The sequence below is a fragment of the Spirosoma profusum genome (assembly GCF_014699005.1).
Classification (GTDB): domain Bacteria; phylum Bacteroidota; class Bacteroidia; order Cytophagales; family Spirosomataceae; genus Spirosoma; species Spirosoma profusum.
The window spans coordinates 21075-35807 of sequence record NZ_JACWZY010000016.1; the positions used below are offsets into that span (position 1 = coordinate 21075).

Below are 14733 nucleotides of genomic sequence, written 5' to 3' on the forward strand. Positions count from 1 at the left end.
GTACTGCTCTTTTCGATGTTTATTGCATTTCTTCTTTCTTTTCAGGAATGAGCAAGGAGGCTAAAACGCTGATGCCCAGAATGCCGACAATGATATAAAGCGAATAGACAGGTTTGAAGCCATATTCGGCCAGCCAATGTTCGGTCAGCATTTTCGTACCTATAAACGTCAGTAACACCGCCAAACCCACTTTCAGGAAGCGGAATTTTCCCATTATGCTCGACAGGAAGAAGAACATTGAACGAAGTCCCATGATGGCAAATACGTTCGAGAAAAAGACGATATAGGGATCTTTGGTGATCGAAAAAATGGCCGGTATGGAATCAACCGCGAAAACAAGGTCTGTGAACGACACCACAATCACAATGATAAACAGGGGTGTTACGAACAACTTATTGTCGGTTTTCCGTCGGACAAAGAAATTATCGGTTACATTACGTCGGTAAATATTGAGGTATTTGCTGGCAAACCGCACTACCGGATGCTTGGCTGGTTCGATCTTTTCGTCTTCTCCTTTCTGGAAAAAAAGCTGAAAGCCAGTGTACATCAGGAATGCGCCGAATAAATACAGAATCCACTCGAAGCGCTGAATTAGAGCGGAACCAACGAAAATAAAAATAAATCTGAGTACAATAGCTCCCAAAATCCCCCAGACTAATACCTTCTTATAATACCGTTGTTGTAAACCGAACGAGTTGAAAATCAGGATGAATACGAAGATGTTGTCGGCAGAAAGCGAGTATTCGACCAGATAACCGGTAATGTATTCCAGCGACATATTATTCTGGAATCGAGCTAAACTGGCCGCAAAATTGCCGGGTATTAATTCGACATGTTCAGCGTATTGATTACGGACTTCCTGTAAGTGAGCAAAGTTTTCGATACCGTGAACGAGGTAACCGAAATTCTTGAGGAAGAAATAAAAAGCAACTGACAGAGCTACCCAAATGGCACTCCATATGGCTGCTTCTTTAAACTCAACAACGTGACTTTGGTTCTTTCTCGAAAAAGCACCAAGGTCTAACGCCATGATGAAGAGGACAAACGTAGCAAATGCAAGAAAAAAAACTGTTTCGCTGGACAGCATGATGGTATATACGAACTACGGGCAAGAGCATACGTATCAGTAACGTAGTGATATGAATGCTTACCTGATATTACGTTAGTTGAAGTTTGATAAAGTACAGATACAATTGCCTGGAAAACAATGATTCACCAGGCATTGGTTTGGTTAACTGACAAATCTACGTCCAATCGTCGGAAGGAACTGACTCAAAGGGCTAAAATTATTGGCTCAATGCTATCGACTCCTTACTTTTGAACTATGTTTAACAACAAAAAAGTCGTTGTAGTGATGCCCGCTTACCGGGCGGCCCTAACCCTGGAGCGGACGTATCGTGAAATTCCGCTCGACCTGGTGGATGAAGTTATTTTGGTCGATGACGCCAGCCCTGACAATACCGTTGAAATTGCGCGCCAATTAGGTATCCGGCACGTTATCCGACATGATAAAAATCGGGGCTATGGTGGAAATCAGAAAACATGCTACGCAAAAGCCCTCGAACTCGGTGCCGACATTGTGGTGATGCTTCATCCTGATTATCAGTACACTCCTTTGCTATTGCCGGCTATGATTTCAATCATCGGAAACGGATTATATCCGGTCGTATTTGCGTCTCGAATATTAGGTAAAGGGGCGCTGAAAGGAGGGATGCCAATGTATAAGTACATTGCCAACCGGTTTCTGACCTTAACGCAGAATTTGCTGATGAATCAGAAACTTTCAGAGTACCACACGGGCTACCGGGCGTTTTCGGGCGAAGTGTTACGTAGTTTAGATTTCACGCACAACTCCGATGATTTCATTTTCGATAATGAAATGATTGCTCAGATATTTTTTAAACGCTTCGAAATTGCTGAAGTAACCTGTCCTACAAAATACTTTGAAGAAGCTTCCTCTATAAACTTCCGCCGTAGTTCGATTTATGGATTAGGTGTGCTACGTACCTCGCTCTTTTATTTCCTCACAAAAGTTGGACTGATGCACTGGAATATTCTGAAATAGGTTTGGCTTGAACAGATTCTGCCATTACCGCTTCCAGAATCATGGATTCGAGCGTTAGTCCGGGGCCAAACGCACAACTCAGAATGTTTGGTTGATTAGATTTAAAATCGGTTAGACCGGAGGATAATTCATTCCAAATTTCTTTCAGGACGAAAAGAACCGTAGCCGACGACATATTGCCGTTCTGACGTAGCACGTCATACGCGAAACGGTTATCATACGAATTGAGGCCTAACTGCTCCTCAATTACTTCCAGAATACGTCGGCCACCGGGATGTAGGGCATAATAGCCAACATCGTCTGATGTGAGACAGCACTGGGCCAGCAACCGATTCATTAACTGCTTGATGCCTTGCTGGATAAATATAGGTACTTGGGCTGTCAGCGTCATTTCAAAGCCAAAATCGCTCACGTGCCAGGCCATAGCGTCTTTGCCTTCAGGCAACAAATCACAATAGAACGAACGTAGCAAAAACGACTGGTCAGGCCGCGGCCGACTTTCAACCAGCACAGCAGCTGATCCATCGGCAAATAAAGCGTTCGAGAGGAGGTAATCGGTATCGGTTTTCTTCTGGAAATGGATGCTACACAGTTCTATGCAGACAACCAGTACTTTGGCATCAGGATCGGCTCGAACGATAGCATCGGCTGTTTTTAATCCATTAAAGGCACCGTAGCACCCCATGAAGTTAATGGCCAACCTCTGGGTCGAAGTAGGTAATCTTAATGCTTCAATCAATTCAATATCCGGCCCTGGCGCGTATAGGCCTGTACAACTGACTGTAATGAGATGCGTGATGGTTTGCGGGTCGAAATCAGGATAACGGCTAAAGCAGTCGTGAATGGAACGTAGCGCCAATGGAACGGCTTCTCGTCGGTAAACCTCCATCCGTTGTCGAACTGTAGGAAAAGGCTCTAGACCCGGTGTGTTAGGATAAAACGTAAATTCTTCTTTAGGATGCGTATAATCGGCCAATACCGTATGCCGTTTATCAATTCGCGTATGCCGGTAAAGCGCCCGAACCCGACGGCTATCCTGTTCATCTAGCTGAAGCACGTCGACCATAAATTCGGCTGCCTGACTTTGCGTACAGACATAATCAGGTACGGCAGTTCCGATACTGTTGATAAAACTACGCGAAGGATGATGCATTTCGTAAGTTTTCGAGGCAATAAGGTTATTGTTGCCGAATACGGAAGACCGGCAACTATGTATAACAACGGCGTATTCCGAAAGTTATGTAATTTGCTCACTACTCAGCTATATACGTCATGACTGCACGCACGGTTTGGTTGCATCTTCGGGTGCCTTTCTCTTTTTTTCTGCTTCCCATTTTCTGGTTCGCAGTCAGTCAGTCGCCCTCGCCTGATATTGGACGTACTATTGCGGTATTGCTCATCGTGCATTTATTACTGTATCCGGCCAGTAACGCCTACAACAGCTATTACGACAAAGATGAGGGGAGTATTGGGGGACTGGAGACTCCGCCACCCGTTACCAAAACGCTGTACTGGGTTTCCTGGGCGTTCGATATTGTGGCATTGATACTAGGGGCATTTGTTGGCTGGCCTTTTGTAGTTTATCTGCTTATTTACGGTTTCACTACGAAAGCATATAGTTATGACGGCATTCGCCTGAAAAAATACCCGATTCTTAGTTGGGTGCTTATCAGTGCCCTGCAGGGGGGCACTACGTATATCATGAGCTATATCGCCATCAATGATTTATCACTATCTGCATTCACTCAGCCGAATTTACTGTTTGGTGGTTTGCTGGGTACGTTAAACCTGATGGCTCTTTATCCGGTTACACAGGTTTACCAGCACGAGGAAGACGCTCGCCGTGGCGATCAGACATTCAGCTTATTATTGGGTATACGAGGAACCTTCGTCTGCGCCATAGTTACGTATCTGCTATCATTAATTGCCTTCTATTTTTATTTTGAAGGAAGCTTATACTTTTACCTCTATCTGCTATTTCTGTCGCCTGCTGTTATTTATTTTCTACACTGGCTCTGGAAAGTTTATCAGGATGCAGATCAGGCGAACTATCGTTCAACTATGACGATGATGTGGTTATCAGGTATTTGCCTGAACAGTTATTTTATATTGCTGATTTTCCTGACACATTCATAAGCTAACAACGTATGGTAAGGGTGCACATCAATAAATTTTTTAGTCGTAAGGCTTGACAAACCATAAAAACACCCTAAATTTGCATCCACAATTCGCTGAAGCAGGCAGAATTGGTATCGCGAAAGTAGCTCAGCTGGTAGAGCGCGACCTTGCCAAGGTCGAGGTCGCGGGTTCGAACCCCGTCTTTCGCTCCACGAAAAGGCACCGTCCCCGGTGCTTTTTTTGTAAATGTCCAGCTTGGCTGGACATGGATTGCCGGGATGGCGGAACAGGTAGACGCGCCGGACTTAAAATCCTGTGGTCCTTACGGGCCGTGCGGGTTCGATTCCCGCTCCTGGTACTGTTGTTGGGTTGCAAGTATCTTATTTACAGGTACTTGCAACCCTTTTTTATGATTTGACTGTAACCATACTGTAACAATTATAAAAGAGGCTCGCAGTAGGTGGCGAATGGTGGTTTAGTCACTTCAGCTTACTGTACTTCTTTCCGTTGCGCACTTCTTCTAATTGAGCTTTAGCTTTTTCTAGATCAAACTGAGCATTTAGAAGCTCCGTACTATCTTTGGTTTGCTTTATCAGAGCTTCGATGTCTACAGGGCCGATTTTGCCCTCTATTGTATAAATATAGTTACTGCCTTCATTGACGATGTTGTAAACGTTGATTTGAGTTTTAGGGGTCGTATGCTACTAGAATAGGTTTACAAAGAAGAACAAAACTGATTATCAGTCTGATATTGTACATTTCCAAACCGCACTTTTTTATAAGGATACCATTTTAACGGTTGATAGCCCTTTCCTTGATGAGCCTGATTAGGCGTTTTATAGCCCAAAGACGCATGCGGCCGTAACGAATTATAGGCAACAATAGCCTGCTCGATAGCCGTTTCAGCCATGCTAAAAGTAGGGAACCCCCAGAGATGAAACTCTTCTTTTAAAGTTCGAAAAACTCGCTCCGCTAACGCATTCTCATTTGGATCACCTAACTCGGTCATACTAATGGTAATCTTGGCTTGGTGCAGCCGATCCACATAAACTCCAGAACAATATTGAACACCCCGATCCGAGTGGTGAATAAGCGGTTGATCGGTTTGCCTACGCGTTTTTAACGCCATCTCTAGAGCCGCTACGGGCCCTTTGGCTTCTAACGTTTTATGGAATGACCAGCCCACAATTTTACGCGAATATGCATCCATAATCACCGACAAATAAGCAAAGCCGATCCCCACCCGAATATAGCTCAGGTCGCTCACCCAGAGTTGACCAACTCGATCTGGTTTGAGCTCTTTAACTTGGTTAGGGTGCTTCTCTAAGTCATGATCAGAGTCGGTCGTCTTGATTCGATACCGTTTTTTTGTTAGTAGTAAACCATTGCCTTTTAAGAGGTTATGTAATCTATCTCGCCCTAACTTGATTTGATGAGATGTCAAAAAATCCTGCATCAATTCATACAGTTTAGTAGTTCCTAGACCCGCAACCTGTTTTCGTAATCGTCTGACTTCAGCCAGGACAATGCTGGCCTGAAAGCCCAATTTTTCCTGACGCCGGGTAGCCGCATACCAAGCTTGTCGTGTCAAGCCCGCGCGGCGTCCGCAAACAATCCACATAACTGATCCATGCCCACCAGGGGATAGCGACGAGTCAGTTGGTTGATTGTTTGGTTCGGACCGCCGATGCGGCCAGACTTTTTTAAGATCGGAATTTGGAACTGTTTTTCGGCAATTTGGATGGCTGTTTCAAAGGCTTCGGCTTTGAGTTTAAGCAATTTATTTTCGTCTTCAGTGGCTGCCAGACGTCGTTCGAGGACTTTGACGTAGGCATCTTGGTTGTGCTTTTTCATAGCTTTATAACAGCGATAGGGGTATAAATAAGGGGCTAATCGGTGCTTGAAATACCGCAACGGCGGACCGTCATCGGTTCAACTGCCGTAATTGGGTCAGTGAGACGTGTAGGTACTGTTGGATGTCGGCAGGCTGAGCGATTTCCGCTCGATAGACTTCAACGACCCTTCGCTTAAAATGAAGGGATTTTCTACTTTTCTTATTTCGTTGTAATACGCTAATATACATAAGCTTACCGATTTACTGTACACAGAAATCAGTAGCATACGATATCGCCTTTTCTGAATTTCGACTTGTGACTCTATATGACAAATATAATCAAAATGTAAAACAATGCAAAGCAACGTACTACATTTAGTTTATAAACTACCTCTCCGATGAATTGTCAAAACAAAAAAACCTAATTTACCTTGTTGCGTTTTGTGTTCGCTAGCCTTTGCTCCATATCGGCTTTTGCTATACGCTCTCGGTCTTCGTAAAGTAGCTTCACAGCCCTTTCTATTATTTCGGTCTGACTCTCTTTAAATAAATCAGCAAGAGCATCTAAAAGCTCTTTTGTTGTATCCGACAGGCGAAACGAGGTAGTTGCCTTTGCCATTGCAATGTATTGTTGTGTACTACAAATATAATACTTTGTCTTACATTACAATCCCCTTTCCCTTCGGCATAGAAAAAGCCACACCTAGCGAGGTATGGCTTTTCAACAGGTACGAATAACCTCATTAGGCTGCGCCACCCAACTGCTGATCCAAAATCTGTTTCGTCAGGGCAACGTGTTCCTTAAAGACGGCCAGCGCTAAGGTCGCCAGGTGTCGCGTATGGCTTTCGGCTGGACTGGTTTTACCCACCGAGTTTTTGAGATAATTCTGAGCTAAATCCCGCAAAAACTCGTGATTTTCGAGCTGGGCCTGGATATAGGCTTTATCAAAAGCCGCGCCCGTGGCGGTTTTAATTTTGGTTAGTGTAGCCTGGGCTTTGGCGTTCATGGCTGGTACGGGCGTGCCTAAGTCCTTGAGTACACTGGTTACTGCTTTTGCCTCTTCCAATTCAAAGCCCGCGAATTCTTTGGCATATTTATTAGTTGCCTTACTAACGGCAATCTGGCTGGTGACCAGCGAAAGTTGTGCGGGTCCAATAACCCCCTGACGAAATTCCTTTTCCGTGGCAGCTTGTGTGGAATCGGCTAGGGGACTTGCTTCGGCGCTCAAAGCGGTTAACAGAGAAGACATTAAAGGCATGCCTACCCCCAGCGCTAATGTGCCGGATGCGGATTTTTTGAAGAAATCTCTTCGTGCTGTACTGTCAGAATTTTGCATAACATTGATTTAGATGAGTATATGGCTTTTAACTGCCAAGCACTCATTAACTGTTTCCAGTTGATTGTGTTCCTATTCCATTTCTTTTGTTAGCCTAGAAACCTTCACCTACCGGCGAACTGCAACAGCAAAGTGGGTGAGAAGCCCCCTGATTTATGCACTTGCCTTCAATAGTCTATCCGGCAATTAAAGGGTACCTTTGGCTAATGAACGAACCAACTTATACGGCCATTCCCGACACATCTGACAGTAACTACTGGGAATTCTGTTCCAGTGATCGCAGCACGACCTTTGTTCCCAAAGACAAAGAACTGCACCAGGAGCTAAAGCGTAAAGCCTGGGCACTTATTCAGGCATCACAGAACAAGAAGAATAGGAAAGGCCACTACTAGCAGATGGTTATACATGCATGAGTCTTTACGGTGTATCTTACAACATACCACATTGGCATATTACAGATCCATAGTGCTACGATCTGCTAAAATCAATAGTTGATAGATCACGGCAGACCATGCCTTAAATCGCGTTTACAAAGCCTATTTGAGCTAATCAAGTGTATCCTTTATACATGGTAGTAGTAAGGCAAAAGCGTTGTGACATCAGACCTGAAGCTGGCGTAAGAGCTGCCGCACCTCCCTGATGCGCCGACGAGGGACCGCCACCCGCTCTGGACTACCACAGCCACCTAACTCCACCACCAGCTGTTTAACCCCAGGCCGGTGCCAGCCCACAATCAGACCAGGATCAACCGCCACCTGCTGGCTCAGCCGCACCAGGTAGGGATAGCGTTGGCAGACTTTACATAGTGTGATGGCCGACAGAGACCGACTGCCATTGTGAAAATACACATGGGTATAGTTGCCTTCGGCCTTCAGCCAGCTTACCTGGGGTACACTATCGGGGAGCTGGGACTTTAAATGGGGTGTTGATTTCATAACAAAAGCAGGCACTGGTATCGGTATTTAACTAAGGTTTCATGAGCCAGTATAGGCTGGTAATGGAGGGTAGTCTTGAAAAGACGATGGTTCACTTTGCGAGACTACCCATACTTCGTTCAGCAGTTAATTCCCGACCAGCCTTAACCGACTAGTCGAGCCAAAGATTAACCGTCCTGTTGGCGAATAGATCACTCGCAACGCCTGTGCCTGATAAGTAGGGGGTAAACTCACTACATGGTTAAGCGTTACGGCGTCAGTTAGCACCGGAATACGCCCACAGGACCAAACCGCAGGGTCATTCCAGTCGCCCGCTTTCAGGGTGAACATACTCCCACAGCCGCCAGGATTCACTACACTAAAGGGAAGAATCGTCGAGACAGACCCACCCGCCGGATCAGTGGCCGTCACCGTCACACTGTAGAACGCACTGGCTGAAGCCGAAGCGGTGCCTGTGATTCGGTTCGGAACTACAAAACTTAAGCCCGCTGGTAGACCCACCACCGAGAGGGTAAGACTGTTTGGTGTTTCCGCATCGGTGAAGGTGTTGGCTGGGATGGTATAACTAAACGGCTGGCCCACCGTCGCTGACTGAGCAGGGATCGAATTCTCCACTCTGGGGTTGCCGTTGGCACAGAATGCCAGCCAGTTGTAGGCAAAGCTAGCCTCACTCGATGTACCCTGCTGACGGGCTTTAAAGACGATCACCGGATTATCGGTAAACAGATTCAGCTGATAGGGCTCATTGATAGTAATCGTCTTAGTCTCATTGACCACTGAGAGGCTGATGGGCTGTCCATTGATCCCTTCAAAACTAACCGTGAAGTTGATGCGCCGTTCGAAGTAGCTGATGTGATTGCAGTCCAGCATGGTTACACCCGTGATGGCGAAACCGCGCGATTGCACATTCAATAAGAAGCTGGTGCTGGCGGTAAGTCCACCCGGATCGGTAGCCGTCACCGTCACGCTGAAAGGGGTGCCAATCGTCGTGGAGGGTACACCGGTAATGGTGTTGGGAGCCACAAAACTCAGTCCGGCGGGCAAGCCACTCATCGACAGGGTTAGCGCATTGGGCGTTTCGGGATCCGTGAAGGTACTAGCCGGAATGGTATAGCTGAAGGCGTCGCCAATCGTGGCCGATTTCGGCGGGATGAGGTTGGCTACTGTCGGTGCACAGTTCTGGTAGATTACGCTGGCACTCGCTGTACTGGAACAGCCATTGGCCCCCGTCAATGTAACGGAATACGTATTCGCCACACTCACCGATATGCTAGGCGTTATTTCTCCCGTGCTCCAGCGATAGGTGCCAACTCCTACTGCCGACAGACTTACCACTGGATTGCTACAGGTGATGGTAGCCGAAGCGGGGCTGATGCTCACCGAGGCAGGCGTGGTATTCTGCTCCACCGTCAGGCTGGTGGTGCTGGAGCAGCCACTAGATGTAGTGACACTGACCGAGTAGGGGCCTGGTGCATTGACCATCGCCGTACCCGACGTAGCATTCTGGCTCACAATGCCCGAGCCAGCAAAAGTGTAACTACTCCCTCCAGTCGCCGTCAACGTAACGCTGGTCTGGGCGCAGGTAATGGTGCCACTACTCACCAGAGTGGGGGTAGGCAGCGCATTAACGGTTAAGCTGAATGCGGTAGCGGTGACACTGTTGCAGGCATTGGTGATTACTACCGAGTAGCTTCCTGTCTGAGCGGTTGTTACGTTGGGCAACGTTAAGGTGGCACTCTGCTGAGCGCTCAGAGAGACTCCATCCTTGTACCACTGGTAGGTGGGGTTACTGCCTGTAACGGAAACAGTGGCAGTGAGGGTAGCTCCTGCACAGACGGCAGTACCGCTAGGTGGCTGTTGGGTGATACCTAGGGGCTGGCTTGGGGTTCCCTGAAATTCATAGGCACCCATATCGATGGGTCCATTCTGATAAAAGCGAGCATTCCCAGCCAGATCAATGGGTGGCCCACTAAAGGTGGTGTAAGCACTGTTGCTACCCGTATTAATGGCCGGTGAGCAGGCGTTGAGTTGCAGTTTCGTCTCGCTGGCAAAAGGCGACGTGGTAGTCGTCAGATTTGAGGGATCACTTGCATAGCTAGTCACGCTAGGTTCCAATAGTGATGAGGTAATGGTTAGGCTTGATACTATGTTATTAAAAGTATTGGCTCCACCATTACCAAAGAAAATCCCATTAGCTACCCTGACATCGGCGTTGTTATTAAACATTGCGCCACCAAGTATGGTAGCTGAGTTGTTCCTAAAACTTACATTGACCAATACGGGTTTATTAACCCCTAGACCACTGAAATTAAATATAGCGCCACCCCTTGTAGCCGAGTTATTCTCAAAACCCACATTGATCAACTTTGGACTTGTGGTACCAGTGGATGCCCAATTGTATAGCCCGCCACCATTAGTAGCTGTATTGTTTATCAGCCATAAATTGACTAGGGTGGGGCTACTCCGATTACCTTCTCCACTGCCATCATTAAAGATGCCCCCCCCTCTAGCTACGTATAAAACACTGTCAAATCGTAGGGTGGCATTTCCGCCAGTAAGCACAACACCATCCAGGCGGGTGGTTTCGCTAGCATTCCGAAATCTCACTACATTAAAGGAGTTATCGGAGTTATCATTCAGCGTGCCAATATCAGCCGACAGGGTGGTGCTAATGGGGAACGTAGTGCGGGTATCCGGCGAAGGTCCATTACCCACATAACCGCCATACACCTGTACCCCTGATGGTATTGAAAAGCAAACGGATCGGTCAGTGCCAGTAGTAGGTTTATAGAGTCCTGCTCCCACCAGAAAGGTAGAGGATGTGGCATTGGCCAGCACCGGTTGAAATGCCTGACCCTGTAAGGCATTGACCCAACTGCTGCCATCGAGTTGACCCGCTCCACTGGGAGTGACATACACCACCGAGTTAGCCGGAAAAGCCAGGTATTCATAAGCCCCCATATCGATAGTTCCTAACCGGCGCGGGTTACCACCCAGGTCAGTTAGTGGGCCTCCAGCGGTCGTGTAAGCCGTGTTATCGCCGGTGTTGATGGCTTCGGCACCGGGCCGGAGTCGTAGATCGGTGGTGGAGACAAAGGGGAACGTAGTGGTGGTCAGGTTGGATGGATCAGTCGTATAATTCGTCACGGTGGGCTCCAGTAGGGAGGAGTGAAGAGTAACACTGCCATTCAAACCCGCAAACGTATTGGCGCCACCACTATTAAAGAAAACCCCATTATTCACGCTAACACTAGCATTATAGCTAAACAAAGCCCCACCAGAACTAATAGCTGAATTGCTACTAAAACTGACATTGGTTAACTGGGGATGACTATTCCCTGAAAGCCCTTCGCTATATATCGCTCCGCCAAGGCCCGCTACGTTATTATTAAAACTGACATTAATTAGCACAGGACTGGCGTTACCGTTGCCCCCATTGTTCATGATAGCTCCCCCACGCTGGGATGCCGAGTTTGTGTTAAACTCAACATTAATAAGTCGGGGACTGGCTTCACCAATAACCCCAGTATTATAGAGCGCACCACCAGCAAAACTGGACGAATTACTTATCAGCGACAGATTGACTAAAGTAGGCTTGCTGCTATTACCACTGCCATCTCCATCATTATAGATCCCACCTCCAAAAAGTCGGGAACCTTCATTCGCATTGCCACCTGTAATCACCAGTCCATCCAGGCGGGTATCAGCGGTGGCATTTCGGAAACGTACCACATTGTAGGTGTTATCTGAGCTATTTCCCATGGTGCCAATATCGCCTGAGAAGGTAGTGCTGGACGGAAAAGCGGTACGTGTATTCGACTCAGAGCCACTCCCTGCATAACCCCCATAGACGTGCACCCCTGATGGAATTGAAAAACTAACGCTTCGATCAGTGCCTGTAGTAGGCTTATACATACCCGTTCCGATCAGGAACGTAGTGCCACTAGGAGCCGAAGCCAGCGCTCCCTGTAGAGCGGTGCCGGAGAGGGCGTTGCTCCAGGAAGTGCCACTCTGGTTACCCGCTCCCGTGGGGGTAACATAAACAGTTTGAGCTAAAACACTTCGGCTCATCAAGAGTAGACAAATTGTCAGAAAACGTAAAGTCAATTGCATGGGTTTGTTGGTTTAACGGAGCGAATTGATTTGAACATGAATTTCATAGTGCTGGTAGCGTGGTGGGGCTGCGTAGTACTGAGCCAAATGAGCCAGCAGGGTTCGGAGAAAACCATCCGCTTCGGCCCGCTGTCGGTCAGCCTCCGAGTCCCAGATTAGCACCAGCTGGCTCTGTCCGCTGGCAGGGTTATGCCAGAAGCAGGCAGACACAAAGCCTGCCTGCCTTCGCAGGGCGGGGCCGATGGATTGGCGGATGTAGTCGATGGCCAGTTGCTGTTCAGAGTCAGCCAGTAGTCCATCCAGGGTACGCACATACATAGGGTAGAAGAAGCGAAAAGTCCTGCGCAAAGGTGGAGAGGAGGGACAGTATGAAGTGAGCTCAAATGTCTCCAATGTGGTAACTCATGTCGCATTTTGAAGAATTGAGCCGCAAAAACGCAGTTTTTTTAGATGCCTTTCGCTTTGACAGTGGGTTGCTAGACAAAACAAAAAGCCCACTCGGTACGAGCAGGCTTTCATGTCATGAAGACCGGGTTTCTTACTTCTTCTCCATAAACCGTTTTAACATTTCTTCCAGTTGGGTGACTTTGGCCTGCTGTTTCTCTAGTTCCGTCACTCGCTCTTTCAAGGCCTGATTCTCTTTCTGCTGTTGAATGCTATACAGCGTCAGTTCCTCAATCTTTTCCAGCAGCTTGGCATCCATCCTAGCTACGTCAACTCCCTTCTCAACTACCTCCTTTGCCGAGGGTATACCTGGCAAGTGTTTGTTAGTTTTGATGTAACGCTCTACCTCCGCCAGCCCTTTCAGTGTATACCCTTCATCAAATACCTTATCACTCCAATCGCTGGTGTTCTTTACCGCTACTTTAACTTTCTCGGTTAGAATCCCCTTACTTACAAACAGGTTGTAGTCTGACGGCGTTTTGCTCACCCCCTCCCCGATAATGACCGCATCATTCTGTGTACTTTGCAAAAACGAACCTTTTCGCTGCCAGAATGACTCTGCTACCCCTTCCCGAGTCGACCCGTTATTACTGGCTAATATCACATCACCATTACTATTGACGGTGAGAAACTTGTACTGATTGGTTATTGAGGCAGGGGAGTTACTGGTTAGGTTGGTAAACCGCAGTCCCGACTGGCCAGAAGTCCCATGGGTAATCTCCAATTTGTTGTTGGGCGCCGTGTTACCAATGCCTACTTTCCAGAGCGGATTGGGAGCCCCTAACACAATCGAATTGTCGGCCGACACCTGAGCCGCCACCCCAATAGCCGTTGAGTTATTGACCACGGCACCTGGTGAGACTGCCGCATTCTGGCCAATGAAGGTGTTGCTCTGACCCGCCCCATTGCCGGTGAAGCCAGCCCCATTGCCGATATAGGTATTATTCTGACCTGTGGTATTGCCATAGCCCGAGCCATTGCCAATGAAGGTGTTGCCTGCCCCCGAGGTCGTTTGCTGACCGGAGGAGTTGCCGATGAACAGGTTGTAGGAGCCGTTGCTGCTGGCGCCCGCGAAGGAGCCCATGAATAAATTGGCGATGCCGGTCGTGTTGCTGTAGCCCGTCTTGAAGCCGACAAACACGTTGTTGCTGGCGGTGGTGTTATTATACCCTGCCTGATAACCCGAAAAAACGTTATTGGAGCCGGTAGTGTTGCTCAGGCCCGCATAAGTGCCCACAAAGCTGTCGTAATTGCCGGTGGTATTGCTGAAGCCCGTATCATATCCCAAGAACACATTATCGGAGCCGGTGGTGTTGAAGAGGCCCGCAGCAGTACCCACAAAGCTGTTGTAGTTGCCGGTGGTGTTTTTGAGGCCCGCTCCAGTGCCCACAAAGCTGTTATTTCTACCCGTGGTATTGGCATCGCCCGCCTGAAGGCCCACAAAGCTGTTATTGTAGCCAGTGGTGTTGGCTCGACCCGCCATCTTCCCCACAAACACATTGCCGCCACCCGATGTATTGTTCAGGCCCGCTTCATAGCCTGCAAACACATTGCCGCTGCCACTGGTAGTCTGCTGACCAGCATCCACCCCGAAAAAACTGTTGTCATTCCCTGTGGTCAGGGCGCGGCCTGCCCCATAGCCCACTAGCGCATTGCGGATACCGGACAGACTGCCACTACTGCCCGCCGTTGGCCCTACTATGGTATTAAAGCTACCATAGACTGGTGGGTTGTTGGTGTTGGGCGAGTTCACCACATAAGTGCTCTGGGCGAGCAGGAGACCAGAAAGCAGCAGGAGCGGAATAAAGAGAAGTACGTGCTTAGCCATAAACGGTTTGCTTAAGGGGAGAAGGATTCATTTGACCAATTGACTCAATACCAGGTAGT

General features: G+C 47.9%; 13 protein-coding genes and 2 tRNA genes. 5 read left to right on the top strand and 10 right to left on the bottom strand.

Features of this window, described 5'->3' with window-relative positions; translation table 11 throughout:
* Positions 1 to 19: 19 nt before the first annotated feature.
* On the bottom strand, positions 20 to 1087 hold the full coding sequence (locus IC229_RS18365; RefSeq protein WP_190888468.1) for a TerC/Alx family metal homeostasis membrane protein: 1068 nt from the start codon (positions 1085 to 1087) through the stop codon (positions 20 to 22).
* Between the two features lie 237 nt (positions 1088 to 1324).
* Here IC229_RS18365 and IC229_RS18370 point away from each other — a divergent pair, with 237 nt between their 5' ends.
* On the top strand, positions 1325 to 2065 hold the full coding sequence (locus tag IC229_RS18370) for a glycosyltransferase family 2 protein (protein ID WP_190888469.1): 741 nt from the start codon (positions 1325 to 1327) through the stop codon (positions 2063 to 2065).
* Here the strand turns inward: IC229_RS18370 and IC229_RS18375 are convergent.
* Positions 2025 to 3218, bottom strand: coding sequence for a type III polyketide synthase (locus tag IC229_RS18375; RefSeq protein ID WP_190888470.1), 1194 nt, complete (start codon positions 3216 to 3218; stop codon positions 2025 to 2027). The genes IC229_RS18370 and IC229_RS18375 overlap by 41 nt on opposite strands.
* A 119-nt stretch (positions 3219 to 3337) precedes the next feature.
* Here IC229_RS18375 and IC229_RS18380 point away from each other — a divergent pair, with 119 nt between their 5' ends.
* From IC229_RS18380 to IC229_RS18390, 3 genes are all read left to right on the top strand, one after another.
* Positions 3338 to 4201, top strand: a complete 864-nt coding sequence (locus tag IC229_RS18380) for a UbiA family prenyltransferase (protein WP_190888471.1) — start codon at positions 3338 to 3340, stop codon at positions 4199 to 4201.
* Positions 4202 to 4319: 118 nt separating this feature from the next.
* Positions 4320 to 4395, top strand: a tRNA-Gly gene (locus tag IC229_RS18385).
* 60 nt (positions 4396 to 4455) lie between these two features.
* A tRNA-Leu gene (locus tag IC229_RS18390) sits at positions 4456 to 4541 on the top strand.
* 357 nt (positions 4542 to 4898) lie between these two features.
* Here the strand turns inward: IC229_RS18390 and IC229_RS18395 are convergent.
* From IC229_RS18395 to IC229_RS18410, 4 genes are all read right to left on the bottom strand, one after another.
* Complete coding sequence (locus tag IC229_RS18395; RefSeq protein WP_262893397.1) at positions 4899 to 5774, bottom strand: IS3 family transposase; 876 nt, start codon at positions 5772 to 5774, stop codon at positions 4899 to 4901.
* The gene (locus tag IC229_RS18400; protein ID WP_190888473.1) at positions 5771 to 6037 is read right to left on the bottom strand and encodes a hypothetical protein; all 267 of its coding nucleotides are present in this window, start codon (positions 6035 to 6037) and stop codon (positions 5771 to 5773) included. Before IC229_RS18400 ends, IC229_RS18395 begins: the two co-directional genes overlap by 4 nt.
* Positions 6038 to 6438: 401 nt before the next feature.
* Positions 6439 to 6636, bottom strand: a complete 198-nt coding sequence (locus tag IC229_RS18405) for a ribbon-helix-helix protein, CopG family (RefSeq protein ID WP_190888474.1) — start codon at positions 6634 to 6636, stop codon at positions 6439 to 6441.
* A gap of 124 nt (positions 6637 to 6760) precedes the next feature.
* Positions 6761 to 7354 carry a DUF4142 domain-containing protein gene (locus tag IC229_RS18410; protein ID WP_190888475.1) on the bottom strand — a complete coding sequence of 198 codons (594 nt, stop codon included), beginning with the start codon at positions 7352 to 7354 and terminating at the stop codon, positions 6761 to 6763.
* A 206-nt stretch (positions 7355 to 7560) separates the two neighbouring features.
* Here IC229_RS18410 and IC229_RS18415 point away from each other — a divergent pair, with 206 nt between their 5' ends.
* Positions 7561 to 7746, top strand: a complete 186-nt coding sequence (locus tag IC229_RS18415; protein WP_190888476.1) for a hypothetical protein — start codon at positions 7561 to 7563, stop codon at positions 7744 to 7746.
* A 207-nt stretch (positions 7747 to 7953) separates the two neighbouring features.
* On the opposite strand, the gene IC229_RS18420 is transcribed toward IC229_RS18415, so the two are convergent.
* The 4 genes from IC229_RS18420 to IC229_RS18435 form a co-directional block, all read right to left on the bottom strand.
* On the bottom strand, positions 7954 to 8289 hold the full coding sequence (locus IC229_RS18420) for a LytTR family transcriptional regulator DNA-binding domain-containing protein (protein WP_190888477.1): 336 nt from the start codon (positions 8287 to 8289) through the stop codon (positions 7954 to 7956).
* Positions 8290 to 8415: 126 nt separating this feature from the next.
* The gene (locus tag IC229_RS18425; RefSeq protein ID WP_190888478.1) at positions 8416 to 12402 is read right to left on the bottom strand and encodes a putative Ig domain-containing protein; all 3987 of its coding nucleotides are present in this window, start codon (positions 12400 to 12402) and stop codon (positions 8416 to 8418) included.
* A 12-nt stretch (positions 12403 to 12414) separates the two neighbouring features.
* Positions 12415 to 12720: an antibiotic biosynthesis monooxygenase family protein gene (locus IC229_RS18430; RefSeq protein WP_190888479.1), complete on the bottom strand. Its 306-nt coding sequence runs from the start codon at positions 12718 to 12720 to the stop codon at positions 12415 to 12417.
* 220 nt (positions 12721 to 12940) lie between these two features.
* Positions 12941 to 14674, bottom strand: a complete 1734-nt coding sequence (locus IC229_RS18435) for a hypothetical protein (RefSeq protein WP_190888480.1) — start codon at positions 14672 to 14674, stop codon at positions 12941 to 12943.
* Positions 14675 to 14733 lie beyond the last annotated feature (59 nt).

Excerpts from the sequence above, each read along its gene's own strand:
- IC229_RS18425 (WP_190888478.1), bottom strand. The coding sequence starts at position 12,402 with ATGCAATTGACTTTACGTTTTCTGACAATTTGTCTACTCTTGATGAGC.
- IC229_RS18380 (WP_190888471.1), top strand. The coding sequence starts at position 3,338 with ATGACTGCACGCACGGTTTGGTTGCATCTTCGGGTGCCTTTCTCTTTT.
- IC229_RS18400 (WP_190888473.1), bottom strand. The coding sequence starts at position 6,037 with ATGAAAAAGCACAACCAAGATGCCTACGTCAAAGTCCTCGAACGACGT.
- IC229_RS18415 (WP_190888476.1), top strand. The coding sequence starts at position 7,561 with ATGAACGAACCAACTTATACGGCCATTCCCGACACATCTGACAGTAAC.
- IC229_RS18375 (WP_190888470.1), bottom strand. The coding sequence starts at position 3,218 with ATGCATCATCCTTCGCGTAGTTTTATCAACAGTATCGGAACTGCCGTA.
- IC229_RS18420 (WP_190888477.1), bottom strand. The coding sequence starts at position 8,289 with ATGAAATCAACACCCCATTTAAAGTCCCAGCTCCCCGATAGTGTACCC.
- IC229_RS18405 (WP_190888474.1), bottom strand. The coding sequence starts at position 6,636 with ATGGCAAAGGCAACTACCTCGTTTCGCCTGTCGGATACAACAAAAGAG.
- IC229_RS18410 (WP_190888475.1), bottom strand. The coding sequence starts at position 7,354 with ATGCAAAATTCTGACAGTACAGCACGAAGAGATTTCTTCAAAAAATCC.
- IC229_RS18370 (WP_190888469.1), top strand. The coding sequence starts at position 1,325 with ATGTTTAACAACAAAAAAGTCGTTGTAGTGATGCCCGCTTACCGGGCG.
- IC229_RS18430 (WP_190888479.1), bottom strand. The coding sequence starts at position 12,720 with ATGTATGTGCGTACCCTGGATGGACTACTGGCTGACTCTGAACAGCAA.
- IC229_RS18435 (WP_190888480.1), bottom strand. The coding sequence starts at position 14,674 with ATGGCTAAGCACGTACTTCTCTTTATTCCGCTCCTGCTGCTTTCTGGT.
- IC229_RS18365 (WP_190888468.1), bottom strand. The coding sequence starts at position 1,087 with ATGCTGTCCAGCGAAACAGTTTTTTTTCTTGCATTTGCTACGTTTGTC.